At 68.1% G+C, this 26,421-nt stretch carries 26 protein-coding genes; 18 read left to right on the top strand and 8 right to left on the bottom strand.

The window, feature by feature from the left end; genetic code table 11:
• Nucleotides 1–1,110 precede the first annotated feature (1,110 nt).
• On the top strand, nt 1,111–1,449 hold the full coding sequence (locus Q9G87_RS59390) for a hypothetical protein (RefSeq protein WP_305925514.1): 339 nt from the start codon (nt 1,111–1,113) through the stop codon (nt 1,447–1,449).
• Nucleotides 1,446–1,640, top strand: a complete 195-nt coding sequence (locus tag Q9G87_RS59385; protein ID WP_138709348.1) for a helix-turn-helix transcriptional regulator — start codon at nt 1,446–1,448, stop codon at nt 1,638–1,640. Before Q9G87_RS59390 ends, Q9G87_RS59385 begins: the two co-directional genes overlap by 4 nt.
• A 354-nt stretch (nt 1,641–1,994) precedes the next feature.
• Here Q9G87_RS59385 and Q9G87_RS59380 read toward each other — a convergent pair whose 3' ends face one another.
• Nucleotides 1,995–2,558, bottom strand: a complete 564-nt coding sequence (locus tag Q9G87_RS59380) for a dihydrofolate reductase family protein (protein ID WP_305925513.1) — start codon at nt 2,556–2,558, stop codon at nt 1,995–1,997.
• Nucleotides 2,559–2,928: 370 nt separating this feature from the next.
• Here Q9G87_RS59380 and Q9G87_RS59375 point away from each other — a divergent pair, with 370 nt between their 5' ends.
• The 3 genes from Q9G87_RS59375 to Q9G87_RS59365 all read left to right on the top strand — a co-directional run bounded on the left by Q9G87_RS59375 (nt 2,929) and on the right by Q9G87_RS59365 (nt 6,265).
• Nucleotides 2,929–3,636: a GNAT family N-acetyltransferase gene (locus tag Q9G87_RS59375; protein WP_305925512.1), complete on the top strand. Its 708-nt coding sequence runs from the start codon at nt 2,929–2,931 to the stop codon at nt 3,634–3,636.
• A gap of 519 nt (nt 3,637–4,155) precedes the next feature.
• Entirely contained in the window at nt 4,156–5,082 is a 927-nt protein-coding gene (locus Q9G87_RS59370; RefSeq protein WP_305925511.1) for an alpha/beta fold hydrolase, read from the top strand.
• A gap of 649 nt (nt 5,083–5,731) precedes the next feature.
• On the top strand, nt 5,732–6,265 hold the full coding sequence (locus Q9G87_RS59365) for a VOC family protein (protein WP_305925510.1): 534 nt from the start codon (nt 5,732–5,734) through the stop codon (nt 6,263–6,265).
• A gap of 94 nt (nt 6,266–6,359) precedes the next feature.
• On the opposite strand, the gene Q9G87_RS59360 is transcribed toward Q9G87_RS59365, so the two are convergent.
• Nucleotides 6,360–6,815, bottom strand: a complete 456-nt coding sequence (locus Q9G87_RS59360; protein WP_305925509.1) for a hypothetical protein — start codon at nt 6,813–6,815, stop codon at nt 6,360–6,362.
• Nucleotides 6,812–8,239 carry a DHA2 family efflux MFS transporter permease subunit gene (locus tag Q9G87_RS59355; RefSeq protein ID WP_305925508.1) on the bottom strand — a complete coding sequence of 476 codons (1,428 nt, stop codon included), beginning with the start codon at nt 8,237–8,239 and terminating at the stop codon, nt 6,812–6,814. Before Q9G87_RS59355 ends, Q9G87_RS59360 begins: the two co-directional genes overlap by 4 nt.
• An 88-nt stretch (nt 8,240–8,327) precedes the next feature.
• Between Q9G87_RS59355 and Q9G87_RS59350 the strand changes: the two genes are divergently transcribed.
• The 4 genes from Q9G87_RS59350 (at nt 8,328) to Q9G87_RS59335 (ending at nt 12,219) form a co-directional block, all read left to right on the top strand.
• Complete coding sequence (locus tag Q9G87_RS59350) at nt 8,328–8,954, top strand: winged helix-turn-helix transcriptional regulator (RefSeq protein WP_305925507.1); 627 nt, start codon at nt 8,328–8,330, stop codon at nt 8,952–8,954.
• A gap of 293 nt (nt 8,955–9,247) precedes the next feature.
• Nucleotides 9,248–9,466 carry a zinc-binding dehydrogenase gene (locus tag Q9G87_RS61305; protein ID WP_371826023.1) on the top strand — a complete coding sequence of 73 codons (219 nt, stop codon included), beginning with the start codon at nt 9,248–9,250 and terminating at the stop codon, nt 9,464–9,466.
• A gap of 155 nt (nt 9,467–9,621) precedes the next feature.
• Nucleotides 9,622–10,044 (top strand): nuclear transport factor 2 family protein, encoded by a 423-nt coding sequence (locus Q9G87_RS59340; RefSeq protein ID WP_305925506.1) that lies wholly within the window; start codon nt 9,622–9,624, stop codon nt 10,042–10,044.
• A 132-nt stretch (nt 10,045–10,176) separates the two neighbouring features.
• Nucleotides 10,177–12,219, top strand: coding sequence for an ATP-binding protein (locus tag Q9G87_RS59335; RefSeq protein WP_305925505.1), 2,043 nt, complete (start codon nt 10,177–10,179; stop codon nt 12,217–12,219).
• A gap of 36 nt (nt 12,220–12,255) precedes the next feature.
• Here the strand turns inward: Q9G87_RS59335 and Q9G87_RS59330 are convergent, their stop codons facing one another.
• Nucleotides 12,256–15,804 carry a WD40 repeat domain-containing serine/threonine protein kinase gene (locus Q9G87_RS59330; RefSeq protein ID WP_305925504.1) on the bottom strand — a complete coding sequence of 1,183 codons (3,549 nt, stop codon included), beginning with the start codon at nt 15,802–15,804 and terminating at the stop codon, nt 12,256–12,258.
• Between the two features lie 502 nt (nt 15,805–16,306).
• Here Q9G87_RS59330 and Q9G87_RS59325 point away from each other — a divergent pair.
• From Q9G87_RS59325 to Q9G87_RS59310, 4 genes are all read left to right on the top strand, one after another.
• On the top strand, nt 16,307–16,507 hold the full coding sequence (locus Q9G87_RS59325; protein WP_305925503.1) for a hypothetical protein: 201 nt from the start codon (nt 16,307–16,309) through the stop codon (nt 16,505–16,507).
• A gap of 222 nt (nt 16,508–16,729) precedes the next feature.
• Nucleotides 16,730–17,245, top strand: a complete 516-nt coding sequence (locus tag Q9G87_RS59320; RefSeq protein ID WP_305925502.1) for a DUF3592 domain-containing protein — start codon at nt 16,730–16,732, stop codon at nt 17,243–17,245.
• Between the two features lie 100 nt (nt 17,246–17,345).
• Nucleotides 17,346–18,290 carry a hypothetical protein gene (locus Q9G87_RS59315; protein WP_305925501.1) on the top strand — a complete coding sequence of 315 codons (945 nt, stop codon included), beginning with the start codon at nt 17,346–17,348 and terminating at the stop codon, nt 18,288–18,290.
• A gap of 189 nt (nt 18,291–18,479) precedes the next feature.
• Nucleotides 18,480–19,043, top strand: a complete 564-nt coding sequence (locus Q9G87_RS59310; protein ID WP_305925500.1) for a CAP domain-containing protein — start codon at nt 18,480–18,482, stop codon at nt 19,041–19,043.
• 268 nt (nt 19,044–19,311) lie between these two features.
• Here Q9G87_RS59310 and Q9G87_RS59305 read toward each other — a convergent pair whose 3' ends face one another.
• Nucleotides 19,312–19,584 (bottom strand): cupredoxin domain-containing protein, encoded by a 273-nt coding sequence (locus Q9G87_RS59305; RefSeq protein WP_305925499.1) that lies wholly within the window; start codon nt 19,582–19,584, stop codon nt 19,312–19,314.
• A 618-nt stretch (nt 19,585–20,202) separates the two neighbouring features.
• Nucleotides 20,203–20,391 carry a hypothetical protein gene (locus tag Q9G87_RS59300; protein ID WP_305925498.1) on the bottom strand — a complete coding sequence of 63 codons (189 nt, stop codon included), beginning with the start codon at nt 20,389–20,391 and terminating at the stop codon, nt 20,203–20,205.
• Between Q9G87_RS59300 and Q9G87_RS59295 the strand changes: the two genes are divergently transcribed.
• On the top strand, nt 20,384–20,506 hold the full coding sequence (locus tag Q9G87_RS59295; protein WP_305925497.1) for a hypothetical protein: 123 nt from the start codon (nt 20,384–20,386) through the stop codon (nt 20,504–20,506). The genes Q9G87_RS59300 and Q9G87_RS59295 overlap by 8 nt on opposite strands.
• A 17-nt stretch (nt 20,507–20,523) precedes the next feature.
• Here the strand turns inward: Q9G87_RS59295 and Q9G87_RS59290 are convergent, their stop codons facing one another.
• The gene (locus Q9G87_RS59290) at nt 20,524–21,948 is read right to left on the bottom strand and encodes an alpha/beta hydrolase family protein (RefSeq protein WP_305925496.1); all 1,425 of its coding nucleotides are present in this window, start codon (nt 21,946–21,948) and stop codon (nt 20,524–20,526) included.
• Between the two features lie 79 nt (nt 21,949–22,027).
• Between Q9G87_RS59290 and Q9G87_RS59285 the strand changes: the two genes are divergently transcribed.
• Nucleotides 22,028–22,633, top strand: a complete 606-nt coding sequence (locus Q9G87_RS59285) for an ArsR/SmtB family transcription factor (protein ID WP_305925495.1) — start codon at nt 22,028–22,030, stop codon at nt 22,631–22,633.
• 855 nt (nt 22,634–23,488) lie between these two features.
• Nucleotides 23,489–23,875 (top strand): hypothetical protein, encoded by a 387-nt coding sequence (locus Q9G87_RS59280; RefSeq protein ID WP_305925494.1) that lies wholly within the window; start codon nt 23,489–23,491, stop codon nt 23,873–23,875.
• A gap of 33 nt (nt 23,876–23,908) precedes the next feature.
• On the opposite strand, the gene Q9G87_RS59275 is transcribed toward Q9G87_RS59280, so the two are convergent.
• Nucleotides 23,909–24,832, bottom strand: a complete 924-nt coding sequence (locus Q9G87_RS59275; RefSeq protein ID WP_305925493.1) for a zinc-binding dehydrogenase — start codon at nt 24,830–24,832, stop codon at nt 23,909–23,911.
• Between the two features lie 775 nt (nt 24,833–25,607).
• Here Q9G87_RS59275 and Q9G87_RS61300 point away from each other — a divergent pair.
• Together Q9G87_RS61300 and Q9G87_RS59270 are read left to right on the top strand one after the other, a co-directional pair.
• Nucleotides 25,608–25,745, top strand: a complete 138-nt coding sequence (locus Q9G87_RS61300; RefSeq protein ID WP_371826022.1) for a helix-turn-helix domain-containing protein — start codon at nt 25,608–25,610, stop codon at nt 25,743–25,745.
• 18 nt (nt 25,746–25,763) lie between these two features.
• A complete protein-coding gene (locus tag Q9G87_RS59270) occupies nt 25,764–26,015 on the top strand; it encodes a hypothetical protein (RefSeq protein ID WP_305925492.1) in 252 nt (83 codons plus the stop codon).
• The last annotated feature ends 406 nt before the right edge of the window (nt 26,016–26,421 follow it).

Here is a 26,421-nt window from a genome sequence, read left to right as displayed (position 1 = left end):
CCAGAGCTTGCTGATCCACGCTCGCCACCCGACTTCACAGTCACTCTGGGCGAGCATCATGCCACGATCTGTCAATAGTGTCCCGAGAACGAACGGTTAAGCATGTCCTGAGCCCTCACATCGACAGTAGCCGGGTCAACCGAACGGGAACGACACCAAGAACACTCGTTCCAGCCCTCGCGATGATCCAAGAGGACTGGAAATCCTCAACTTGAGGAACCGCAGGTAGGGGGCTCAAGCATGCCAGCCCTGCCCGCGTTCTTGCTCCATCGGCCCCAGCAGGCACTACGCGAGAATTGCAGGGCAATCGCCTTGCCCGAAGGCAACTGGCCATCCGGACCGCAGTTGTCCTGGGCAACGTGGTCGTCCACCGAATCCACGCGTCAGCAGAGCAGGACTAGAAGAACCGTGTCCTCATCGCCCCGCACCACCCTTGACCACCTCGGCGGGAGCCTCAACGATGAGGCGGCCGTGCGAAACCGCAGGTAGAAGCGCCGAAGATTTGGGGCGCGCCCCGCCGGGGGCACTCATCTCGACCAGGCATTCTGGCCTCTGACCTGCGGTTTCTCTGCCGCAGGTCTTTTGCTTCCCAGACCCCTGATGGGCCGCCGAGGGTACCTATATGCAGCCGTAGGACCTTGATCAGGGGACATACGGGGGATGATCTTGAAGACATATCCCGAGGTCAGCCGCGGATTGTCAGGGCATACTGTCGCCACCGCACCGCTGCTCCCCAATCAGGTCGGGTCGCGCGCAGGGGTCAGCGCAACCGCTACACCGCCGACGAAGCCGCAGCCGCCGAGCCGCATACGGCGCTCGGCAACCACCTCGGCATGGTCGCGCCCGACTAACCGGCGGCGGCCGGGCGGTCACGGTGCTGCGGGCGCACGTTGTTAGGCGGAACCGACGGCCGTCCCATGCCGCCCGGACCGGGGTCGGCCGCGCCGATGTCAAGTTCACTTGACATCGGCGCGGGCGTCTTCTACCGTGTCAAGTGTACTTGACTTCTCGGCGCAGGAAGGGCACCTCGTGCAAGCACACAACGCGACCGGGGCCTATGGGGACTCGATCAAGACAACCGTTCGACTTGTACTCTGGACACTCGCCTGGGTGGCGACCCTTGCCTTGGCCAGGTTCGGTCCCGGACTCCTATGGGATTCGCAGCAACCGGTGGCGGGCTGGACCGCAGTTGCCGCCAATCTTGTCGTCGGCATCGGATGGATCGTCGCCTTCGCGCGCTTTCTCCGAGGACTCGATGAGTTGCAACGGAAATTCTTACAGGATGCGCTGGAGGTCACCCTCGGAGTGGGGTGGGTCGGCGGATTCGCCTACGTCGTCGCGGACGCCGCCGGCCTCGTCGCCTACGACGTCAATATCGCACTCTTCCCCGTGCTCCTGGGAGTCGTCTACTCGATCGCCTTCGTCGTCGGCAAGATCAGATACCGATGAAGAACCGCATCAAGGACCTTCGGACCGAACGCGCCTGGACGCAGGCTGACCTGGCGCAGCGTGTCGGCGTGTCAAGGCAGACGATCAACGCGATCGAAACAGGGAAGTTCGACCCGAGCCTTCCATTCGCCTTCCGTCTCGCCAAGCTGTTCAACCTGAAGATCGAAGAGCTCTTTCTCGACGATCAATGAAGCGCCTCGGGTGAAGCCTGCACGAGCCGACCAAAGACATAGTCGCGAATCGTGCCACGCTTGACGGTTCGGGGATCGGAGACATCGATGTCGGCCACCCAAGCAGAAGGTGCAGGTCCATGGGGGTAGTGAGGCCACATCTCCACCTGACCACCACGGCCGGAAGAGACCAGGCCAGCGTCCGGACACGACCGCAGCACGTCGAGGCCGGCGACAGGGCTCCAAATTCCCAGTCCCCAGTAAATCGAAAAACCTCCGTACTTCTACCCCGGAGGTATCCGTGCGATTAGGTCTGACAGTGCTCATCGAGATCCTTGGGTGGCCCGAAGCCCGCGCCGATCCGAGGTTGGGTACTCAGCGCCTGGTCTCGTACCTGGTCAGGAGTACGCCGTCGGGAAACGTCCGGGTCTCCACCAGGCTCAGGTTCACCCAGTTGTCCAGGGCTGTGAAGAACGGCGTGCCGCCGCCCACCAGGACCGGATGGGTGACGATCGCGTACTCGTCGATCAGCCCCGCCCGCATGGCCGCCGCGGCGAGTGTGGCACCGACGATGTCCATGGGGCCACCGTCCTCGGCCTTGAGCCTGGTGATCTCGGTGACCGCGTCGCCGGTGACCAGACGGGTGTTCCAGTCGACCGCCCTGGTCGTAGAGGAGAACACCACCTTCGGCATGTCCCGCCAGCGGCGGGCGTACTCGATCGCCGCCGGTGTGGCGCCAGGCTGCTTGTCGGCGGTCGGCCAGTGGGAGCTCATCGTCTCCCACAGCTTGCGCCCGTACAGCGCCAGGCCCGTCGCGTCCACCCGGTCGGACCACCACTGGAACAGCTCGTCGCTCGGCACGCTCCAGCCGAGGTCGTCGCCGGGCGCGGCGATGTAGCCGTCCAGGCTCATGTTCATGCCGAAGGTCAGTTTCCGCATGGCGTCAGCCTCCCGTGAGTCGGTATTCGGCGTACAGACCAGCACGGCGCGCAAAACTCATCGGTCAGGCCACACCGAGGGCCAGTTGACCACCACGCCAAGCAGATGCTCCGTACGGAAAGGAAACCTCCGACGTACCGGCGGGGACGAGACGAGCCCGCCGCCACCGCTGTGATCTGCGCTGTTGCAGATACCCCGTACGGTGAAAATGTCACTAACCGGAGGCCAAAACACGACCTCGCAAGACGCTCGCTGGGACAGCCCGGCGGAGCGTCTCGCGGAGCTCCTGGCAACCTGCGTCTGACCTGGCGGGCTGCGGTTCGCAGCACTGCGGCGCAAGGGCGCAAGGGCGAGGCAGGGTGACATGCCGATGACAATCCTGATCTCGGCAGTAATTCAGTTGCGTGGCGTGGACTTGGTCGTCATGATCCGGCCCGTGCTTTCTGACCTGTGGCCCCAATACGGCCTGACCATCTTCACCCCACGACTTGAACTCCGCCTGCCCCGGGAGGAAGAACTGGCGGCACTCGCACATCTGGCAGGCAAAGGCGTGCACCGGGCAGACGAGCGCCCGTTTTTGACTCCGTGGACCGACGGCGGTCCCGAGGATCGCGCACGGTCTGTGCTCCAAGGACACTGGAGCCAGCTCGCAGGATGGAGCGTGGCAGCGTGGCAGCTCGGACTCGGGGTCTTCCACCACGGCCAACCGCTTGGCGTGGTCACCCTTCGAGCACGCGATTTCCTCGTCGTTCGGGAGGTCACAACGTCCTCATGGCTGGGCATCGAACACCAAGGCAAGGGCTACGGAACCGAGGCCCGGGTCGGCCTGCTCACCCTGGCCTTCGACCACCTCGACGCACGTGTTGCGCGTACCGAGGTGTTCCAGGACAACCACGCCTCGCAAGGCGTGTCCCGCAAGCTCGGCTACGAGCACGACGGCGTCTCGGTGGACGCCCGCGGTGACGAGGCCCTCGTGTCCGATCGTCTACGGCTCACCAGGCAGAAGTGGACTCAGCAGAACCGGCACTCCGTAAGGGTTGACGGGATGACAGCGTGTCGTCCGATGTTCGGCCTCTGACGCCATCCGCTCATCCTGTCGCGGACATGAAGAGCCGCCGACTTCCCGGCTACCTCGAGATCACCGCGTCGCCCCTGAGCGGCCGGTAGCAGACCGGACACATCACCCGCCGATCCCCAAAAGGACCGCATCGTCGCGGCCCCCATCGCATGAGCAGGCAAACGAAAAGGCCGCTCGCCCTCGATACCAGGAGCGGGCGGCCATCGCCGCGCTGCTTGGAGCCAGTTCGGACCTCCTCACGCACTGGATGCGCCGCCACCTGGACGGAATGCCCGAGCCTGACGCCAAGGGTGGAGGAAGGTCGCGCGTGGCCACGCGGTAGCTACCAGCCGGGAGAACGAGTGACCGGCTCGAGGAGATCGGAAACGAACTGGCCGTCTCGCGCGCTGGTGGGCCTGTCGGAAAAGCTGGCCATCATAATATGCCACACTCAATCGCTCGCAATAACTCTATTATACCATAAGAATCGAAATTCTGCATTTTCGCGCATGAAGTGCGGAATTAGCTATATTGATGGCCATGGCTGCCATAGACGGGACGTACATTCAGTCCGGGAATTTGCGGTTGTGGAGCGAACGATTCGGCGACTCACGGGATCCGGCGGTGCTGCTCGTCATGGGCACCTCCACGCCGGGCATCGGCTGGCCGGATGAGCTCGTGGACGCGCTTGTCCAAGGTGGACGGCAGGTGATCCGCTTCGACCATCGCGACACCGGCCGGTCGAGCTGTGTGGACTTCGCCGTCCATCCGTACACGCTCGCCGACATGGCCGGCGACGCCATCGCGGTGCTGGACGCGTACGGCCTCACCTCGGCCCACGTCGCCGGCGCCTCGCTCGGCGGCGCGATCGGCCAGTGGCTGGCCGCGCACCACCCCGCGCGAGTGGCCACACTGACCCTGATCATGACCGGTCCGATGGGCGCCGACGCCGGCCCCGCCTGGGCGCGGGCGCTGGCCGGCCAGGGCCCCGACCCCGCCGACCTGCCGCCGCCCGCGCCGCGCTTCCTGGGCTTCCTCGCCCGCTCGGCGGCGATGCCCAGGACCACCCGCGCGGAGCTCGTCGCCGTGAACGTGGAGCTGTGGCGGGTGCTGAACGGCGACGCCCTGCCCTTCGACGAGAGGGCCGCGCGGCGCCTGTCTGAGGAAACTCTCGACGGCTCGGCTGACCCGGCGGCGGCGCTCAACCACGACCTGGCCGGGCGGGTGATGACAAGCGACCGACTCGTTCCGCTGTCCTTGATCACCGCGCCCACGCTGGTCGTTCATGGCACGGAGGACCCGCTGCGCCCGCTCCCGCACGGCGAGGCCGTGGCCGCCCAGATCCAGCACGCGCGCATGGAGGTGATTCCGGGCATGGGGCATTCGTTCCTGTCGCCGGGCCTTCCCCGCCGGATCGGCGAGCTCATCCTGGCGAATACCGAACGGCGCGCGGCCGAAATGAGTTGACGCGCCGGGGAGAAAAGCGCCGATATTGCCCTCGGTCTACAGAAAGGCGCACATCGACGAGCACCTCGTACGCCGGTTGCTGACCGTGCAATTCCCCAATAGTTGGGTCTTCCCATCGAGAAGTTCCTTCGGGCGGGACGCTCAACGTGGTCTACCGGCTCGGCGACCACATCTCCGTCCGCCTGCGGCGTCGAGCGGGGCGTCGGGGACGTAGACAAGGGCTGCGAGTGGCTGCCGCGGCTGACCCGCTCCTGCCCGTGCCCATCCCCGCCGTGCTCAGCACGGGCGCCCCGGGTGAGATCTTCCGTGACCGTGGTCGGCCTGTTCACAACCAGGAGCGCTGACCGCTCAAACTTCGCTGTCACAACTCAAGGTTCGCTGTCGCGGGACAGGTCAGTTGCGACAGCGATCGTTCAGCGCGGGAACGATGTCGGTGAGAAGAAGCAGCGCTCGTGGGCTTGCGGTGGGACGATGAGTGTGCTCTGCAGGGTGAGGGGGCGCTGGGCCGGCCTGGACACCGGCAGCGGTCCGGACCGGGCCAAGCTGGCCGCTATAGAGACGGTCCAAGCCAACGAGCTGGACCCGGCAGGGCGTCCCTGGGCCGCTATTGCGGTAAGAAACTGACCGCAATTATCTCTAGCCTCGCGGCATGGAGATGACTCAGCAAGATCCCGAACCCCGGGGTGAGAACACCGTTAACGGATTCGTTGTCGTTGACGGAGCCGCGCCTTTCATCGACTTCCTCGTCGCTGTCTTTGATGCGAATGAGCGGGTGGAAGCCCGCACCCCTGACTTCTACACCGGAGACGGAACGCTGATCCACGCCGAAGTCAAAATCGGCAACTCGTTGCTCATGGTCGCTGACCGTAAGGCCGGCTGGCCGTTCACCCCGGCCCTAACCCAGGTGTACGTCGCCGACCCCGAGGAGACGATGCGCAGAGCGGTCGAACGCGGTGCGACCGTCGTCACTCCGGTGTCTCCCTTCTACGGCGGGTACGGCATCGCCCGGTTCCTCGACCCTTGGCACAACCTGTGGTGGCTGTTCTTTCCGGCGGCGGAAACCAATCCGGCGGCCGGGGAAGAGTCGGGCTGGGAGGAATCCGCTGAACCCGGCACTGTATACACGACGCTGCTCGCGACGATGGTCACGCTGGCCGACCCCAGTGCTGGTGGCACCGGATAACCTGACCGCCGAATCCGACCAACGGGCGAATGTGACGGGAGTGCGTTGATGGTGATGCGTCGGAGCCCCGAAGCACTCGGCCGCCATCCGAGTTTCAGCGCCTGCTTGCGCGGCGACCCCAAGGCCGGTACATCCCGAGGAGTGCGATGGCGACCAGCGCCACCAGGATGACCACCGATCCGGTCACCACCCGGGAGGCGGCCCGCGCGTCGCCCGCGGCCGCGTCGACCACGAACCCGGCACGGAGGAGCAGCGACCCCGCCAGGGCCAGAACCGTCAGCACCAGCTTGGCCACCACCCATGGCTGGGCGAACAGTCCCGCCCAGCCCGCCAGCACGACCCCGCTCACCAGCGCGGCCAGGCCCAAGGGGACGACGATGGCCAGGTCATAGAGCTGGATGAGCGCGTAGGAAGCTGATGTGGCGGAGACGGCGAGCACGAGGGTGGCGTACGCGCCGCCGAGCCAGCTCACCGTGACCAGGACGTGGACGGCGACCAGGAGCCGCCTGGCCCTCACGGAACTCCCCGTGCGGGCTGGCATGAGCGTCATGCCACTGGCTCCGTTCCCGGCGATGGCGTGCGGGTCATGCCACGGGCTCCCCTTTCCGGCGTCGGAACGCGTCGCCGGCCCGGCATGCCCAGCGCGGCCACCGCGCCGAGCAGCGCGATCACGCCCACGCCGCCCATCGCCGCGGCGAACCCGGCGCTGAACTCGTGCGGCGAGCCGTACCCGCCGGTGCTCGTGAAGAGCATGCCGGCAACGGCGACCCCGAAGACACCGCCGAGGAAGCGGAGCGTGGTGACCGCGCCCGACGCCTTGCCGATCTCCGCGGGCGCGACCGCACCCACCGCCGCCTTCTGCACCGCCGGAATCGCCATCGACACACCGACCCCGCCGACGACCAGCAACGGCAGAATCTGCAAGTACGGCACGCCAGGATCGGCCACGAGCGCGAGCCACCCCAAAGAGATCCCCCACAGGCCGAGCCCGGCGACCGTGAACACGCGCTCGCCCACCTTGTCGGCGAGCGCCCCCGCCACCGGTGCCACGATCATCAGCGCGCCGGTGGCGGGCAGCAGCCGCAGCCCCGCCTCCAGCGGCCCGACGCCCTGAGCGGTCTGGAAGAACTGTGCGAAGAAAAAGAACATCCCGTACAGCACCGCGAACAGGGCGAAGTTCGCCAGGTTGGCGGTTGTGAAGGCACGGTTGCGGAAGAGCCGCATGGGCAGCATGGGCGCGGGGACGCGGCGTTCCCAGCCTGCGAAGGCGACGATCAGCACGATGCCCAGCGCCAGCGCTGCGAGCACTTCCGCGCTGCCCCAGCCCGACGCGCCGCTGCGGACGAGCGCCCAGACGAGGCCGAGCACGCCGGCGGTCGCCAGCAGGAGCCCCACGAGATCGAGCTGGCTGTCGGGGCCGTGGCTCTCGTCGATCTTGGCGAGGACGCCGACGATGGCGAGCACCCCGACCGGCACGTTGATCCAGAAGATCCATTTCCAGGACGGCCCCGCGGCGATGGCTCCGCCGACGAAGGGACCGACGAACGTCGCCAGCCCCGCCACGCCGCTGAACAGGCCGATCGCCCGCCCGCGGCGTTCCGGCGGGAAGGCCGCCGAGAGTAGCGTCAGCGCCAGGGGCATCGTGAAGGCCGCCCCGACTCCTTGAGCCACGCGAGCCGCGATCAGCCAGCTCGCGTCGGGCGCCAGGGCGCACGCTGCCGAGGCGAGGGTGAAGACGGCGAGGCCACCGGCGAACACTCGGCGGCGCCCCCAGCGATCACCCAGCGCCGCACCGGTCAGCAGCAACACCGCGAAGCTGAGGTTGTAGGCGTTGACCGTCCACTCGAGCTCTTCGAGCGAGGCGCCGAGGTCCTGCCTGATCGTGCCGAGCGCCGTGGTCACGACAAGGCTGTCGAGCGAGATCATGAACGCGCCCAGCGACGCTAACGCGAGCACCCAAGTCTGTCTGGTCACATCACACACTCCTTCGATTCACTTGCAATATTTCTCTAGGTACTCCTTAAAAACAAGTATCTTCTCTCTTTCCTGTAAACTGAGGGTTGTGACGGGAAAGCGGAAGTACGGCGACGGCTGCGCCGCGGCGCACGCCCTCGACCTCATCGGAGAGCGCTGGGGCCTGCTCATCGTCAGGGAGCTCCTACTCGGCCCCAAGCGGTTCACCGAGCTCCAGGCCGGATTGCCCAACGCCAGCTCCAACGCGCTGTCGCAACGCCTGCACGAGCTGGAGGAATCAGGAGTCGTACAGCGGCGCAAGCTCGGGCCGCCCGCCGCGGTGTGGGTCTACGAGCTCACGGAGTGGGGCCTGGACCTGGAGCCCGTCCTGATCCACCTCGGCCGCTGGGGCAGGCGCTCACCCCGCCGCGACCCGCACGCCACGGCCAGCGTGGACGCGCTCATGCTCGCCCTGCGCAGCCACTTCGACCCCGATGCGGACCCGGAGCTGAGTGCCACGATCGCGGTACGGCTGGGCGACGACCGCTTCAGCGTGCGCGTCTCAGACGGGACGCTCACGATCAACCGCGCCGATCCCGCGGATCCCGCCGCCGTGATCGACACCGACCTGCGCTCGTTCGCCGCGCTGGTCATCAAGAAACGCCCCTTGAAGGATCTGCCGGTCGCCATCAAGGGCGACGAGGAAGCCGTCCATCGCCTCCTCGCCACGCTGTAGCCGCGCGGACGAGTGGGGCTGTGATCTTGTCAGTGGGGATCGCCGGCAAGGATCACGAGGTGCGGGGTCCCTCTGCTGCCCCCGTCACTCAACTCAGCAGAGCGCGTCACGAACCCAGGCTGCCACCATCAGCCAGCAATTCTTGGGGACACGCATAGGCCGACTCGTTAGCGGTGGATGGCCGAACGCGCCGACGCCCGCACCGTCACCATCGAGGACGCCTCACACGCGGTCTCGGTCTCCGAACCCGCGGCGGTCACCGACCTCATCCACCGCGCCGCCCGCGACAGCCGCTGAGAGACCACGGGCGCACTGCGCAAGCCTGGTGCCATGGCGGCGGCCTTCCCTTCACCGGCCGCCATGGACGAAATGTCCGTGCAGGCACTGCCGACGGTGCGGCCGGGCGTCTGCGACCGGCCATCGGACAGACGTTCCCGCTGGAACGCGCCGCTGACGCGCATGCCGCGATCGGCGCGCGGCGGACCCTCGGAAAGACCTTGCTGATCCCCTGACCCCGATTGGGCGCACAGCCGCCACGCGACAAGCCTGAGCGCACCGCTCCGGCACCGCGGGTGGGCGGAAATCGGCGGCCGGACGGCCTGGGAAATGAGCAGTCCTTCGTAGTCGGCTATTGGCAGCACACCAGACGACTGAGGAGCTGCACACGATGGAAACCGAGACGAAGACCCTCACCCCGACCGAGCGGATCAACCGCCGGACCGTCACCGAGATCTACTCGGCGCTGGCCACGGGCGACATGCAGGGGTTCATGGAGCGCCTGGCGCCGGACGTCACGTGGACGGTGGCGGCCGGCGGCGCGACCGGCGGCACCTACCACGGCCCCCAGGAGGTCCTCGAAAAGGCGATGGCGCCGATCGCCGTCGACTGGTCCGACTTCACGATCACCACGTTCGAGCTCACCCCCGTGGGCGACAAGCTCTTCGCCCAGGGCGAGTACCGCGGCGTGAATCGTACGACCGGTAAGGAAGCAGCGGCCAGGTTCGTCCATGTCTGGCACCTCCTGGACGGGATCGCGCAGCGGTTCGAGACCGTCTTCGACACCCACACCATCTGGCGAGCCACGCAGTAGCCCATGTCGCCATAAGACAGCGAAAGGACACGCGACCGCGGGCCTGCTCGCCCGCGGCGACCGCGCCACATGCGTATAAATACACACTCCAGGACGCCTGCCCCTCATACGCGGATGACTACTGTTACTCCCATGCGTTCGGGGAACGGGCAGGAACTCGGGGTGTTGCAGCAGCGCTTGGAAGCGGTGCGGGAGCGGGCGTTCGTGGGCCGAGAGGAAGAACTCGGAGTCTTCACCGACGCCCTGCGCGGCTCCCACAGCGTCCTGTACGTGCACGGCCCCGGCGGCGTCGGCAAGACCGCGCTGCTGCACCGCTTTGCTCAACAGGCGGCGGCCCTCGGACGCCAGGTGACGACGCTGGACGGGCGCACGCTGGATCCGACCCCGGCGGCCTTCGAGGCCGAGGCGGCGCCGGTGCTCGCCGGCGAGCGCGCGGTGCTCGTCATCGACACCTTCGAGCGCGTCCAGGGTCTGGAGGGCTGGCTGCGCGAGCGGTTCCTGCCACGCCTGCCGCTCGGCGCGCTGGTCGTGGTGGCCGGGCGCGTCCCCCCGGACGTGATGTGGACCGCCGACCCCGGCTGGTCCGAGGCGCTGCGGGTATTGCCGCTGCGCGACCTCGCCCCGGCGGACGCCGCCGCGTTGCTGGAGGCGCGTGGCGTGGCGGACGAGCTACGCGGGCCGCTGCTGGCCTTCGCCGGTGGCCACCCCCTCGCCCTGTCCCTAGGGGCGGCTGTGGCGACCAAGGACAGTCGGGCGAGCGCGCGCTGGAGTCCCTCGCAGAACGTCGTCGCCACCCTGCTCTACCAGCTCGTCGGCGAGGTGCCCAGCCCCACGCACCGGCACGCGCTGGAGGTCTGCGCGCACGCCTACATGACCACCGAGGACCTGCTGCGCGAGATCCTGCCGGAGGACGCTTCGTCCCTGTTCACCTGGCTGCGGCGGCTGCCGTTCGTGGAGTCCAGCCCGCGCGGGCTGTTCCCGCACGACGTCGTCCGCGAGGTGCTCGAGGCCGACCTGCGTTGGCGCGATCCCCAGGGATACGCCGCGATGCACGAGCGCATCAGCAACTATCTCGCCGCCCAGACGCGCGCCGTGCCCGACGCCTTCGTACTCGGGGCCGTCGGCTCGCTGTTCTACCTGCACCGTGCGGTCGGCTCGACATCGGAGTTCAACAGCTGGCGCGGAGACGGCGAGGCGTACGAGGATGCCTTCCGCCCCGCGGAGACCGAGGCTCTGGTGCGGATGGCGGCCGAGGTGGAAAACGAGGCGTCGGCCACTGCAGTCGCCTACTGGACCGCTCGCCAACCTGAGGCCTTCCGCCTCTACCGCCGGGCCGAGACCGGCGAGTTGGTGGGCTTCTGCTCCTGGCTACGGCTGTACGAGCCGTCCGAGGAGGAGGCAGCGCTCGACCCGATCGTCGCCACGGCCTGGGCGAATGCCCGCGCGCTCGCCCCGTTGCGGCCCGGAGAGCACCTGACCGTCGGCCGGACATGGGTGCGCCCCGAATATCGTGGCATGTCGCCGGTCATGGACCTTGTCCAGTGGCGGTCCATCGGCTACTGCCTGCGCGCGGACCGTGTGGCCTGGTCGTTCATGGCCATGCGGAGCGACGACCCCATGCGGGACTACCTGCGACACTACGACATGCACGACGTCGGCGAGCACGCCTGGCTCGGCGACGCCGAGTACGCCCTGTACGCCCACGACTGGCGGGCGGCGCCCGCGCAGGCGTGGCTCAACCGGCTCAACCGGCTCCTGCTCGGCGACCCGCAGGACGTCCAGGCGATTCCCTGCCCCGCGCTGGCGGTGCTGTCCCAGGCCGAGTTCGGCGACGCCGTACGCAAGGCGCTGCGCCACCTGTCCCGGCCCGGCGAACTGGCCGCCAGCCCGCTCACGCGCTGCCGGATCGTCACCGACGACTCCGAGCCCGACCCCGCCCGTGCCCTGCGCCGGATCCTGGAGCAGGCTGTCGACACCGTGCGCCGGGACCCGCGCGCGGACAAGCTGCACCGGGCACTGGCCATGACATTCCTGCGCGGTGCCCCGACGCAGGAGGTCGCTGCCGAGCGGCTCGGCCTGCCCTTCACCACCTACCGCCGCCACCTCGCCTCGGGCATCGAGCGGCTCTGCGAGGACCTGTGGCACCGGGAGATCTACGGCGCGGCCAAGGGCTGAGCCGAGAAGCCGCGGGCGGGTGCCGCCATCCTCTGGTCATGACCACGATCGTGCTTGTCCCGGCTGGGTCGAGGGGGCACAGACCCGGCGGTAGGGCAGCTCGGGGACGAAGCGGTGCCACTCTCCCGGCGACAGCTCATGTCCCGCGAGCGCGCACACCGCCGTCGCCGTCAGTGCCGGATCCATTTTCTCCGCCCGCACCTCACCCCGCACCCCGACCGTGTACAGCAGCCCGTCCGAGGGCGCGAACGACAGGTCCACCGCCTCCTCTCCAGCGGCGAACGCCCCCATGGAACGTCCCGTCGCCACATCCCACAGGCGGACCCCGGCTGGTGTGGACGCCGCCAGCGTGCGGCCGTCGTGGGAGAAGGCGGGCGCCGACGCGGACTTTGCCGCCAGCCGCACCCCCGACGGCCGCCAAGTGCGGGTGTCCCACACGGTGATTCCCGCCGGTCCCGCCATCGCCAGTGATCTGCCGCCGGGGCCGAAGACCGGGACGCCCGCGTCCAGCCGCCGTACCACGCGCCCGGACGGGATCTCCATCACCGCTCCGCTCCCTGTGACCAAGGTCCGGCCGTCCGGGCCGAACGCCACCGGCTGGTTCGCGTGCGCCTCCCGCAGCAACGTTCCCTTCTTCGTACGCCATCGCCACAGCTCCATCGGCGCCTCGCTGCCCTCGTCCAGATCGCCCACCTGGGTGGGAGAGACGGCCAGCGAGGAGCCGTCCGGGCCGAACTCCAGCGTCGACACCCCCTCCATCTGCTGCTTGATCGCGAACACCGCCTTGACCGTGAGATCGGTCGCGTCCAGCACCGCCACCGACGCTCTCTTGGGGTCGGCCCCCGCCAGGCTCAGGAATCCGCCCACCGCGACCAGCGAGCCGTCAGGGCTGACCGCCACCTCGCAACAGGGGGGATCGTCCGCGCCATCCCCTTCGGCGGCGACCCGCAACGATCGCGGCGACCCGCCGGTCTCCGCGTTCCGCACCTCCAGCCGGGTCCCTATGACCGCCGCCGCCGTGGTCCCGCCCAGCGCGCCGCTCACCGGTTCGGCGGCCCGCGCACCGCCCGGCTCGGCCGTCCGCAACGTCAGCACCGTCCCGTTCTGGCCCAGCAGCCGCAGCGTCCTGCCGTCGACGCCGAACGCCGAGGGCGCCTCCACCCCCGACGTCGCGAACGGCACCCGCGACAGCTCGCTGCCGTCCGCGGTCCGGTACACCGCGATCTCGTCGTCGTCGTCGGTCACCAGCAGCGCCCCGTCCGGCGACAGCGCCACATGGCGCGTGCCCGCACCGTCGGCGAACGTCCAGTCCAGCGCGCTGCCCGTGGCGAGATCCCAGAAGCTCACCGCGCCATCGCGCACCGTGGCGAAGACCTTGCCGTCCGCGCTGAACAACGCATCCGTGACGTCCCTCCTGTCCTCCAGGAACTCCAGCGTGCGCCGCTTGCCCGACACCAGATCCCACACCCGCACCCGCGAGGTGTCAACGGAGTTCAGGCCCGTCACCGCGTACCTGCCGTCCGGGCCGAGCTCGTCCACCAGGGCGCCCCCCGGCGCGCGGAGTATCCGGCGGGTGCGCACATCCACCCACACCGTGTTCGGCACGTCCATCCCCGAGGGCAGCCGGAGGAATCTGCCGTCGGAGCTGAACCGCATGGACTCCTGCACCAGGAACGTGTACCCGCCGCCGAACCCGGTGCCCACCGGCCGCCCCGACCGTACATCCCACAGCCGCACCGACCGTTCGTCTCGCACCGCCAGCAGCGAACCGTCGTGGTTCAGGGCCGCCTGCCGTACGCCCGCGCCCACGCCCGTCACCCGACCGGCCCGCTTGTGCCCGGCCACGTCCCACACCGTCGCCACGCCCTCGCGCACTCCGACCAGCATCGTGCCCGTGGTGTTCAGCGCGTACACCGTTCCGGGGGCCGCGTCCGGAGGGGAGAACACGTCCCGGGCCGGATGCGTCAGAGCCTCGCGCAATCCCGCCCGCGTCTCCGGTTCCTGCGGGCCGATCCGCCACGCCGCCACGTTCAGCAGCATCGCCGTGCGCGGATCGGCCAGCCGCATCCCCTGCGCGCGGATCACCAGCGACCGGGCCACCGCCCGTTCCAGGTGCGCCGCCACCGCCGCCCTCTCGGTCACCGCCTCGCGCCGCCGCGCCTCGGCGTACACGCCCGCGCCCGACGCGACCAGTGTCAGCGCCGCCAGCGCGGCCGTCACCTGGCGGCGCCGCCGTGACCGGCGCGCCGCCGCCGTCAGCCCCTCGGTCAAAAACCGGTCCTCCAGCGGGCTCAGGGTCAGATAGCGCCGCCCGCCGGTCGCCCACGTACGCGCGACCTCCAAGGCGCTGCCCTGGTACAGGTCGCTCGGACGGCGTTCGTGGAGGTCCCACAATCGCGCCGCCTCGCTCAGCCGCCGGTGGATCGCCAGCCCCGGCCGCTCAGCCTCCAGCCACTCTCGTAATCGCGGCCATGCCCGGGGCAGCGCCGCGTTCGCCAGCCGCACTCCGGCGTCATGCCTGACGACCAGGCCGGCCCCCAGCAAGGCCGTAAGGACCGTCTCGTGGCCGGGCCGGCCCACGCACACCTCCGCCGGATCGGCGGTCCGCAGCACGTCCTCGCCGCCGTCGCCCGTCTGGATCAACCGCAGCAACATGTCCGGCACCACCGCCCGCTCGGCAGAGGGCAGGGCGTCGTACATCCTCTCCGCCACCGCCCCCAACGGCGGCGAGGCCACCATCACCGCCGGCCGCGCCCGCGCCGCGGCGCTGAACCCGCGATCCAGCAGCGCTCCGCCAGGCCCGCGCCCGCCTCGGCCGCTCAGCAGATCCAGCAGCAGATCCCGAGCCAGAGGGCGGTCCCGCGCCGGTTTGGCCAGGGCGCGACTCACCGCGGAGCGCAGCACCGGTGGCAGCATCTCGCAGTCCGGCTCCAGCGTCAGCACCCGATGCATGATCGCGCCCATCGTCGTCGCCTCGAACGGGCTGCGTCCTGTGGCCGCGAACAGCACCACCGCCCCCCACGCGAACACATCCGAGGCGGGCCCCGCCCGTTCGCCGCTCAGCACCTCCGGGGACATGTACGGCGGAGTGCCCCGCACCTGGTTGGACGCTGAATGCGACATCTCCTGGGTACGGGCGATCCCGAAATCGATCACCCGCGGGCCCTCGGGGCTCAGCAGCACGTTGTCCGGCTTCAGATCCCGGTGCACCACGCCCGCCTCATGGATCGCCACCAGCGCGGTCATGATGCCGATCGCCAAGGCGTGCAGCCGGTCGCCGGAGAACACTCCGCCCTCCTCCACGGCCCGGCGCAGGCTCGGTCCCTCGACGTACTCGCTCACCAGGTACGGCTGGTCGCCCGAGCCGTCCGCCGCGATCAGCCGCGCGGTGCAGAACGAGGCCACCCGCTGCGCCGCAGCCACCTCCCGGGCGAAATCCTTGCCCCGGGATCCGCACCGGAGCACCTTGACCGCTACTCGGCCTCCCGCGTCGTCGTAGGCCTCGTACACGACGCCCTGGCCGCCCTCGCCCAGCCGCCGCGCCACCCAGTATCCACCCAGCCGATCAGGATCACCCGCCGCCATCGCACTCTCCACCCCGCCGAGCGGGCGCGTGATTGCCGCGCCTTCAGGAGAGTTCGACGCCACTGGCACGCCTATGGTTCAGGACGACTCCGAGGCGCGAGGAGACCGCCGGTTGCCCAGGATGAAAGGGCTTGCAGCCACCAACGACTACCGCCGCCCCGACGACGGCCCTCAGCTACTCGGTCTCACAACATGAGAACACTTCGGCCCTGCCCGGGGGCACTCGGCTAGATCGGGCGTCAACCGGCGGGTTGGGCGGGGTGTTCGCGCGGCTCGGTGGCTCCCCGGTGTGAGACCGGGGCGTGCTGCTCGTCCGCTCGCAGCGGCGATCGCGCTGGGAGCGACCAGCATGCGGCAGATGGCTCTCCCGGCCCACCAGGAGCAGGTGTCCGATACGCCGCCGTCGGACTCCACCATCCGGCGGGCGCTGGAACCGATCGGCAAGGGATGAGTTGCTGCGCGTGAGACTTACCCTCAGGCCAGGGCCAGCGTCCGGCGCCACGTGTGGGGCCTGATCGCCGCCGCAGAGACAGGTTTCCCCTGGTTACGGGTGGCCGGCAAGGTGCTGACCGGGTGGATCGTCATCTACGTGGACGCCACGCTGATCACCGACCCCTCCGATGAGCAGGGCACTTCGGCCACCTTCATCCCGCACCGACGATTTCGGCACTCGCTCACTCTCGTGAACACGATCTGTCATTAGCACATACATTCTATGGCCATGGAGATTGACATGGTCATCAGCGCCGGACAACGCCTTCCAGATCGGATCGTTTGCAGCCATGAATGCCTTATTGTCCGTATTGATCAGCCCGCAAAAACGTCAATGTGACGCCGCTCACACTCTGATCACACGCATGAACCAACCCGCCGGCAACTTAGTCAAACGCCTAAAGAAATTATTCCACATCTGAACATCACGTACATGAAGGAGAACCGCAGCAGGGGCAGACCACCTTACCGAGCCTTATGGCACGCGGGAAACCAACCCTTTGGCACGGCTGATTCTCACCTGAGCGAAAGGCGATCCTTATTGGAATCGACATCGTCACCCGCGCTGATCTGTTTCTTTGGGTTAGCATACCTGGCGTACGGCACCTGGCTGCTGATCAGCGCACGACGGCTCCGTGCCCGCGGGGTTCGGGTACCCGGCGTAATCACTGGTCTGGCGCAGAGTCGTGACCCTGACAGTTCTACATGCAAGCCGATCTTCCGTTTCACGACCCTCGAAGGCCACGAGGTCGAGGTCACCTCGAAGTTCGGTGAGGCCAACACTCCTCGGCCAGGAGATCGCGTCTCCATCCTCTACGACCCTCAAAAGCTGCGACATGCCCGCATCGACACCGGCGGTCAGCGCGGTTCCGCCATGGGGCGGATCTTGACGGGCTCCGGCCTGCTTTTGGTGACCCTCAGCGTGCTCATCACTCTCAATATCGTCTGACTCCGATGGGGCCGCGCTCCGAACTCCTGCGAGCACTGGCTTCTCCGTCCAAAACCACCAGAGCGTCCGCGGTGCCGAGTTGATATCGCAAAGGAGCCAGATGTCCGCAGTACAACCGCAACACGGCCGCAGGCCCGACCCCGATGATGGCCACGCGGCCAGGCGCGTCATCGCCACCGTGCTCTTTCCATGGATGACCGCCAAGTTCCTGTTCAAACCCCGGGTCGGCCCATTGCGCAAAGACCGGATGCTGAACCGGCTCGCGTTCTGGCGATCGGTGGTCGGCCTCGGCGTGATCCTGATAGCGACCTCCCGCTACCAGGACGTTTGGGCCAACATCATCCGAAAGGCGATGGAAACCGGGCGGCTTGCCTTGGTTTTGCTGCCGCTACCGATCCTCGTGATATTCATCGTGACCCGCTCCGGCCACCGCATCCAACTCCTGCCCGGCGTGCTGCTTCTGATAGGACGTGCGGCGCTCGCACTGGCCTTCTTCTACCTGCCGATCGTGTTAATCCTCGCCGCAGCCGGTGAGCTCAACATCGACTCCCTCGCCAACGGTGACGTCCAATTTCAGCGTGACATCGACCTCAACGCCTCGGGGGCAGCAGCACTCTGGCTGCTCGCCGCGATAGGCTTGGCGATTGTCCTCGTTCCCTGGTTCTTGTGCTTCTGGTATTGCACGATCTACTGGGCAGCGCGCACCGGATTCTGGATGGGCGATATCCATCCGCTGCTCGCACCGATCGGCACAACGAGTCTCATGCTGCTGATCAGCGGCCAGGAGATCATCGCGCGCGACACCAATGGCGTGCCCGACTGGCTGTGGCTCATGCTGAACCTCTGCGGCGCGGCCACGGCGCTGGTGCTGGCTATATTCGAATACCGGCACCTCCGGTCGACCGGTTACCGATTCCGCAACGGACCGGAACCAGCGGCCACGGATTCGGACAGCCGGACGGCCGACGTGGAGGTCGCGATCGGTGCCGCAGGACCGGAGACCGCGCCGCCCATTGCCGGCACACCTATCCGGCTGCACGAATAGATCCTATGGCTGGGCCGATAATCAGGCGTGAGCAGAGGCTGCTCAAGATCATGTTGTGACGCAAGACCTGAACGCCCTCTTGTAGCTAGAGTCCCACTTCGAGGACGCCGATCCGCACAAGCTCAGCAGAACCATGCCGCCGCTCCTACCGCCGCCGTCCAGCGTCTACCGCAACTGGAGGACTTTCCTATGCGCCGACCCCTTGGGTTACTCGCCGCAGCCGCTGCCCTGGGCACGATCGCCGCGCCCGTGAGCACGGCGCAGGCTGTCACGGCGTCCCCGGCTTCCGGCGTCGGCCGGTCCGGCTCGCCCAGCCTGTTCGGGTCGGCCACCTCGGCGTCCGTATCCGGCGCCGCCAGAGTGGGAACGGCGCAGGAGAACATGGTCGTGCGGCTGGTCAATGCCCGGCGGGCGAAGAAGGGATGCCGGGCGCTCAAGCACCACCCGCAACTCCACCGGGCCGCCCGCGGGCACTCGGCCGACATGGCGGAGTACAACTACTTCTCGTACACCTCCCGCGACGGCCGATCCTTCACGGACCGCATCAAGGAGGCCGGCTTTACCGGCGGCACCAGGTGGGCGGAGAACATCGCCAAGGGCCAGCGCACCCCGGCCGCGGTCGTGCAGTCCTGGATGGGCAACTCCGGAACCAAGGCCACCATCATGAACTGCAAGTTCACCCTCATCGGGGTCGGCGCGGTCGAGGACTCCGATGGCGCGATCTACTGGACCCAGGACTTCGCCGCCAAGTGACCCGCTTCGTGGTGAGCCGCCAGAAGAAGATCGCAGGTGACCTGTTTCGCCGACGGTGGGAGCGCAGCCCGTCCATCAGCCGATCGAGCGCGTGCGGATCATCGCCGAATCGCCTCTCCGGCGAGAGCGGGTCGATGCAGACGATCATGGCCTTCCGGAAGGCCGCCGATGTCCACGCCATCCACGCTCGTGCCGGGAGGCAGCTTTCCGGCGAGTGGGATCGCGTACGTGCCGACCGGGGCGCCACGTCGCGCCGTGCCCGCAGTGATCACTTGACGGTCAGGGTGGTCTCCATGCCTTGGGCGCGGTGGTTTCCCACCGGGCACCACACCTCGTAGGTGCCGGCTTGGAGGGTGACCGTCCATTCGGTCTGCTTGCCGCCGTCAACAACGTCCGACTGTTGGGTGCCCACAGCGGGGCCCTCGAGGGCCATCGCGTGGGGCGCGCTTCCGACGTTGTCGATCATGAATGTGTACGTGCCTGCGGCGAGGTCTCGCTTGGCGATCACGAAAGAGAACTCGTTCACCGTCACGTTGATCATACTTCCCTGCTGGGCAGGCGACGAGGTCACCTCGCGGGCGGGAGGAGCCTCAGGTGCGCTCGAACCGCCCCCGCAACCGGGGAAGGCCAGCAGTGTGACGGCAGCCGCCCCAGTGGCGAGGGCCAGTCGCCGTCGATTGGTGATCCTTTGCATTGAAGACCTCCTCTTTGGCCTCGCTGCCCTGTCTCCTGCGGGCGCGGTGGCTCGGCCATGGCCACGCCCGGTGGTCCAGACTGCTGCGGCCAGCCGTATGCGGTGGTCTCTCTCCAGTCTCCCGCCATCACCCTCAACGGGGAACACGCAGAGGTCCAGCGTGTGGTACGGCGTGGCGGCCAGACCGTGGTCGCGGGCGTCCAGCAGAGTTACGCTGAAGGTGTCTCCCAGGGTTTGGGGGTGCATTCGGCCCCCGCGCGGCCGGCCAAGGCTAGCGCGACCCGCTCCAGCAGGCCCCGCGACCCTACGGTGCGCGGCCGGTATTGGACGGTCAGTCCGTCCACTTGCTCGGCGAACATCATCACCGGGCAGGCGGGGTGATCGCAGATGAGGCGGCGTCCTGCGTGTCGGCGACTGCACGCTCATCGAGGACGGCGACGTCCAGGAACGGGCCTGCTACGACGGTCACGGCCCCGGTGAGGACGCCACGAAGGTCGGCCCGGCGTACAAGCGCGGCAGTTGCCTGACCGCCCCCAGGACCGAGAAGCGCACGTCCATCTTCGGGGGCACCGAGACGGCCATCGTGGGCGGCCTGGAGGAGACGTCGTGCAAGGGCAAGAAGGCGTGGGGAAAGGTGGTCGGCCACGTGAGCATCGAGTTCCAGTGCAAGCACCCGGCCGACTACTCGGTGACGACCCAGAGCAGGAGGTACGGGCTGCGGCACGGCCCTGATCCCTACCCGTCCGTCACGTGCATCCGGCGCCTGTAACCCCGTCTCCGCACGCTCTACGGAAGCAGCAGTCCCCAGTACAGCGCCCACAGCAGGAACACCGCGCCACCGGCGACCACGAGCCCCAGGCGTACCCTCTCGCCCGTAGCGGCGATCCGCCGCCACCGCACCCCTGTCATGACGGCCGCCACCACGGTGAGCACGGCGAGTGCCTGCAGCGCGAGCCACACCGCCGGCCGTCCCGCCACCAGCGGCCCGGGCGCGGCCAGCTTCCCGCCCGTCATGATCACGTAGAACACGTACGAGAACGCCCCGGCGACGACGGCGAGCCCGGCGGCGCAGGCCGTACGGGCGGCCTTGACCACCTCCACGTCCCGCCGTCCCCGGACCCGCCGTACGAGGGCGACCACCGGATATCCCCCGAACGCCACCAGAAGCATCACCAGCGCCACGACCTGGACCAGCGCCGACTCCCACCACTCGGCAGGCGGCACCCCCACGGAGTCGTCCGCCTGGACGGGCGCGGGCCCGGAGATCCGCGCCACGGGAGCACTCCCGGACGTCGCCTCGCCCACCCAGCTCCCGACCAGCTCCGCGTATCCGGGAGCAAGTTCGGGCAATCGCGTCACTCCGCCGTCCGGCGTCCGATGGGCCGCGTGATCGGCATCGGCGAAGAACCGGAGCGTGTACGCCTTGTTGCCGCCCCTTTCCAGCGCCGCGGCGAACACCGGCGGCGTCTCCCTGGGCGGGGTCAGCAAGTCGTGCACCCCCCAGATGGCCAGCACCGGCTGCCGCACCCGCATGAGAACCGCCTCGGGGTCGTAGTACGGCTCGGGGAACATCCCGCCGTCGGCGATCGCCCGATACAGGGTCGGCTCGGTTCGTTCCACGAGCGACCCCTCCACGCCTGCCTTCCGCAGTCCGGCGGCCACCGCCCAGGCCTGCTGGCGCAACGGTTGCAGGGAGTTGGCCCCCACGACCATCACGAACGCGATGTCCTTGGAGCGGCTGGCCGCGAGCGGCGCCACCCATCCTCCCTCGCTGAGCCCCCATACACCGACCTTTCCGGGATCGACTCCCGGCTGCTTCCTCAGCAGTTCCACCGCTGCCAGAGTGTCGTCCGCCAGCTGCGAGTAGGACCTCGTGAACAGCGAGTACCCTTCCGAGCGCTTGTCGTGGACCAGCACCGACAACCCCTGCCGGGCGAAGGCCACGGCCTCGGCCAGCAGCTTCTCCCTGGGTGTCCCGGCCCCGGCGCCGTGCACCAGGACGAGCCCGGCCCGCCCGGCCCGGGCGTTCGCGGGGCTGATCACGCTACCCCGCAGGTCCAACCCGCCGCTGCCGCGGAAGCTTACATCCTGCGCCACCAGGTCCGCGGGCAGGCCGGGCAAGCCCGGATCATAGGCCCTTGCTCCCGCCGGCGACGGGAGGGCCGCTAACACCGTGGCGGCCATCGCGACGGCCGCAAAGATCTTTCGCATATGACAGAGACTAGTCTGCAGAGAAACGTCGGCAAAGCAATGTCTGCAGATATCGTTCTCGAGTACTAGCCTGCTCCTCATGGAGGATGAGGAGACGACGCACGAGGCGCAGGACCTCGACAAGCCGTTCGTGCTCAGCGACCCCGGCCGGCTCAAGGCCCTGGCCCACCCGATGCGCCGCCGCATGCTCACCCACCTCAACATCCATGGCTCCGCCACCTCGACCACCCTCGGCGAACTGCTCGGCGCGAAGACCGGCACCACCAGCTACCACCTGCGCCAGTTGGAGAAGTACGGCTTCATCGAGGAGATCCCCGAACGCTCCTCAGGCCGGGAACGCTGGTGGCGCCGCGCCTCCGGCCCGCGCGACCTGCGCGCCCCCCACCCCGACCAACTCGCCCCCGAAGACCGCGCGGTCCTGATGGAGTTCCACCGGATCGGCTACGAGGACGACCGTGCCTTGATGGACCGCTTCCCCGCCGCCTATCGCGCCGACCCGGACTGGACGAAGGGCTCGAGAGGGCTGGCCCACATGACGAAGGAGGAGCTGAACGCCTTCCATGACGAGTACGTCGCCCTGCTCCTCAGGTACACCCGGCAGCGTCCGGAGGACGCTCCTTCGGATGCCCGCCCCGTGCACATCCGCCTCTTCACCATCCCGGCTGACGAGGAGTCGTCGGACTAAATCTCATCGACATCACTGCCGCCATACCCCCACAACCGTCGTTCAGGTTCCCGCTGCCGGGCAATGGAGCCGCATCGCCCCGTGGGCGTCGGTGCTCTGCTTGAGGTGGAGGAAGTACGATTCTCGCGCGGTGATCAGTGTGGTCAGCTCCTGCGAGGCCGTCGCCAGGGCATCCCCTCACGCTGCAGGGGCAAGGCCACCGAGACGGCGACGATCAGTGCGACAACGGCGATGTGTGCCGGGTCATTAAGGCCATCAAGCGCAGCCGATACGGGCGCGCCAAACTCGACTTACTCCGAAAGATCATCCTCTGCGCGGAATAGTCTGATGGACAGAGTTGGCCAACCTAGTTCAAGATTGCTCAGTGCCTGTATGGCTCAACGGCCCAGCCCGCTCTCCGTCGCCCACCGCCACCCTTATCTCACCCGGGCGCCTGTTCAATCTGATCATTTTTGGGCTGATCATTGCCGGTCTTTTCGTGGTGGTTTTCCTTCCCTTCGATCTCTGGATTCTGTGGTTTCACGGAAAGTCAGTCGCAGCACGCCCCCTGTGGTGGAACATGCCGGTCGCTTTATGGGGGCGCATCGGCAAGGTCATGCAGTTCGCAGCAGGGCTCGCTGTAGTGATCGACCTCATTGATCCGGGCAAGCTCCGCGAAAGGGGGCGCATAGCCAGCGAGCGGTTGCGCAAGCGCCGCGCCGATCTGCGAGCGCGGTTGCGCCCCTATAGGTTGCATGCCTTGCGCAGGGATCTCTACCAGAGCCTTGTGACCACTACGCAGTTGCAATATGGGTTAAAGGAGGTGTACGTCAGCGTCTCACCGCCGCGCAGCTTCAGCCGAGACGCTCCGACCGCGTGGATGCCGAGCCGCAGTCGGCGGGGGAGATCGTACGGCTCTGCGGCGGTTTCCCGCTCGCCCTGCGCATCGCGGGAGCCCGCCTGACCGCCCGTCCCGACTGGTCGCTCTCCGACCTCCCGGTACGGCTGGCCGACGCGATCCCGCGGCTCGACCTACTGGACTATGCTGACCTGGCCGTACGCACCAGCATCGCGGTCAGCCACCAGCAGTTGCGCGTGGAGCCAGCCGGACAGGACGCGGCGCGGCTGCTCTCCCTGCTCGGGCTGCTGGATCTGCCCAGGCACACGCCCGCCACCACGGCCGCGCTGGCCGACTGGACCGAGCATCGCGCCGACCGGCTGCTATCGGTCATCGGCACACAGCGCATGGACGTAGCCCGCTGACCCACGCCAGGCCGCATTTCAGACGGAAGGGTGTCAATCGCGGGACTTGAGGTCGAATACCGCCTTTCCTGCCACGCGACGGCCGCGCAGCGCGTCGGCCGCCTCGGCGAAGCTTTCCCAGGAGTCGCGCCAGCCGATCTCGGGCACCAGGACGCCTTCAGCCGCGAGCCGTACCAGCTCGGCCAGGTCGGCGGCGGCTCCGAACTCGTTGACATAGGAAGCGAGCGTCCTGGTCGGGCCGACAGTGGCATACGGCGAGAAGACAGCAGCCTCTCCCGAGGTCCACCCGACGGACTGGAGGGTCCCGCCGGGAGCAAGGAGTCCCCAGGCCGCGACCAGATGGGGTCCGCCGACCGTCTCCACGACGATGTCGACGGGCTCTTTGACGTCGTCCAAGCCCACGACCACCTCATCCGCGCCCGCCTTGGCAAGGCCGTCCCCTCGCGCGGGGGAGCCGACCGAAGCGATGACGTACGCCCCGGCGTGGGAGGCGAGACGCACGGCGTACCGTCCCACACCGCCCGAGGCGCCGGTCACCAGCACGCGCTTGCCGGGTCCGGCCGCGGCGGCCCGCAGCGAGCGGAGCGCGGCCAGGCCCGCCGTCGGCAGTGCGGCCGCCTCGGCCAGCCCAACACCGTCCGGGACTTGGGCCAGCGCCGACACATCGACGGCCACCCGCTCCGCGAACGCCCCCTGCGCGAAGAGCACGACACGGGTTCCGACGGCAGGGCCGGAGCCGTCCGTCGCCGCCTGCAGGACGGACCCGGCCGCGTCGAGGCCCAGCGCTGCGCCGACCGGAACGCGTCCAGAGGTTGCGTCATTGATGTCGGCGTAGTTGAGCGAGGCGTACTGCACGTCGATGAGCACCTGTCCGGGACCGGCGACGGGGTCGGCGATCTCCCCGAAGCCGATGCCTGCGGGGGCGGACGGGTCGACGATGAGGGCACGCGTGAACATCGAGATCTCCTCTGGTGGAAGCCGCTACAACAAGAAGGACATTAGCAGATAGTTCTGAAATAGATTATCTACTTATCGTCTACGGCCGCTCAGCCTTCCGCCACTCCTGTGAACGCTGAGGCACGGGAGATGGCCTACCGCAAGAGTTGATGTCACCAGAGGAAGGTAACTCTCAGTAATTTTGGCGACGCCCTCCCCCTTGGGGGAACGGGTGCCCGACGCCTCGTCAGGATGTCCGTGTGGCCGTGGCGATCCGGTCTGCATACACGCGGCCTTGCGCCCGGCCGATGTGGAGCCATCCCGTGTGAGAGCGGCGCACTGTTCCATCAGGGACTGGTGGAGTGTCAGCGGGGCGGTGATGCGTAGGGAGTAGCCTGCCCGCGCTTCTGGCGGGCGTTGGTCTGTGTGTCCGTCGAATGGCGGAGGTAGAGGAGGTCAGCCACACCCCCAACCGATTCGGCCCCTCTCGTGATTCGACAGGTATCCAGACGATCATCCGCCGTGCAGAATGGGGCGGGTCGCGGGAGATCACGGGTGTGTGGGTGTTCTGGGCCTCTCTATAGTCCGGGGAAAATTCGGTCGGATTTGCCTGGCTCGATGGGGCGGGCTCCGGTCCGAGAGGAAGGCCTGGCTCAGAGTCGGGAGCGCTCAGGAGGGCTTCGATATCGATGTCGGACGGGCTCACCACCTCGGAAAGGACGAGGAGGGTCGTAGTGCGTCCATCCCTTGTGACGGAGGCCATGTAGAGCCGTACCGACCTTGACGCGGTCGGCGGCTGCGCGAGCTCCGCGCGCGGTCCGGGAAGGCATTGCGGGCAGTGGCGCGGGAGCTGGGCATCTCGGCAAGCGCGGTGTCACAGATCGAGCGCGTGCCGATGCGGCCCTCGGTGAGCCGGCTGATCGCGTACGTGTAGGCCATCGGGGTGCCGCCGGTGGCCGTCTTCGACACACAGGAGGGGCCCCGTGCCGACGCCTCCGTGCCCGGCTTCGCGATCGGGAGGGCCTGGGAGCTCGCGCCGATACAGCTCAGCGGAGGAGTAACCTGCCGACGGCTGTCACCGGTGCCAGCGCCGGACGTGGAGTTCTTCGAGTCCACCTACCCGCCGAACGCCGTCTCCACGGCTCACGGACAGTTCCTCAAGCACGAGGGGTACGAGGTGGGCACCGTCACGGCGGGGAGCTGACCATCGAGTTCGAGTCGGAGCTCGTCACGTTGTCCAAGGGTGACTCGATCACCTTTCCGTGCAGTCGGCAGCACATCATCGGCAATCACCCCGTCACCGCCATCGCCACCTGGCTGATCGTGCGTCGCTGACCAGGCTGCCCTGCTTACGCCCGGGCCTCACCCGCCCGGCAGCGCGCCCCCGGCAGCTGTGTCGGTCGGCGCGTCCCAACATGGGTTTGTGCGGATTCCGTTCCACCCAACCGCGGGTGCAGCGCTGCGCCCTCGCCGAAGACCTGTGTGTCGCTTGCCAGGGAGAAGGGACCACCTGGTTGCCACGAGGAAGGGACCACCTGGTCGTGTAGTCGATCATAGTGATCTCCCTTGGCTCGTCCCCGCCGACACCCCGGTGACCGGCGCGTTCGCGG

Origin of the sequence: Nonomuraea turcica (assembly GCF_030718205.1) — a bacterium.
Taxonomy (GTDB): Bacteria; Actinomycetota; Actinomycetes; order Streptosporangiales; family Streptosporangiaceae; genus Nonomuraea.
This window is presented reverse-complemented; position numbering and strand designations above follow the sequence as displayed.

Bases quoted from the DNA above. Each gene is read 5' to 3' on its own strand.
- Q9G87_RS59385 (WP_138709348.1), top strand. From the start codon at position 1,446: ATGAAGAACCGCATCAAGGACCTTCGGACCGAACGCGCCTGGACGCAG.
- Q9G87_RS59380 (WP_305925513.1), bottom strand. From the start codon at position 2,558: ATGCGGAAACTGACCTTCGGCATGAACATGAGCCTGGACGGCTACATC.
- Q9G87_RS59375 (WP_305925512.1), top strand. From the start codon at position 2,929: ATGACAATCCTGATCTCGGCAGTAATTCAGTTGCGTGGCGTGGACTTG.
- Q9G87_RS59370 (WP_305925511.1), top strand. From the start codon at position 4,156: ATGGCTGCCATAGACGGGACGTACATTCAGTCCGGGAATTTGCGGTTG.
- Q9G87_RS59365 (WP_305925510.1), top strand. From the start codon at position 5,732: ATGGAGATGACTCAGCAAGATCCCGAACCCCGGGGTGAGAACACCGTT.
- Q9G87_RS59360 (WP_305925509.1), bottom strand. From the start codon at position 6,815: ATGACGCTCATGCCAGCCCGCACGGGGAGTTCCGTGAGGGCCAGGCGG.
- Q9G87_RS59340 (WP_305925506.1), top strand. From the start codon at position 9,622: ATGGAAACCGAGACGAAGACCCTCACCCCGACCGAGCGGATCAACCGC.
- Q9G87_RS59335 (WP_305925505.1), top strand. From the start codon at position 10,177: ATGCGTTCGGGGAACGGGCAGGAACTCGGGGTGTTGCAGCAGCGCTTG.
- Q9G87_RS59330 (WP_305925504.1), bottom strand. From the start codon at position 15,804: ATGGCGGCGGGTGATCCTGATCGGCTGGGTGGATACTGGGTGGCGCGG.
- Q9G87_RS59320 (WP_305925502.1), top strand. From the start codon at position 16,730: ATGAAGGAGAACCGCAGCAGGGGCAGACCACCTTACCGAGCCTTATGG.
- Q9G87_RS59315 (WP_305925501.1), top strand. From the start codon at position 17,346: ATGTCCGCAGTACAACCGCAACACGGCCGCAGGCCCGACCCCGATGAT.
- Q9G87_RS59310 (WP_305925500.1), top strand. From the start codon at position 18,480: ATGCGCCGACCCCTTGGGTTACTCGCCGCAGCCGCTGCCCTGGGCACG.
- Q9G87_RS59305 (WP_305925499.1), bottom strand. From the start codon at position 19,584: ATGATCAACGTGACGGTGAACGAGTTCTCTTTCGTGATCGCCAAGCGA.
- Q9G87_RS59300 (WP_305925498.1), bottom strand. From the start codon at position 20,391: ATGCTCACGTGGCCGACCACCTTTCCCCACGCCTTCTTGCCCTTGCAC.
- Q9G87_RS59290 (WP_305925496.1), bottom strand. From the start codon at position 21,948: ATGCGAAAGATCTTTGCGGCCGTCGCGATGGCCGCCACGGTGTTAGCG.
- Q9G87_RS59285 (WP_305925495.1), top strand. From the start codon at position 22,028: ATGGAGGATGAGGAGACGACGCACGAGGCGCAGGACCTCGACAAGCCG.
- Q9G87_RS59275 (WP_305925493.1), bottom strand. From the start codon at position 24,832: ATGTTCACGCGTGCCCTCATCGTCGACCCGTCCGCCCCCGCAGGCATC.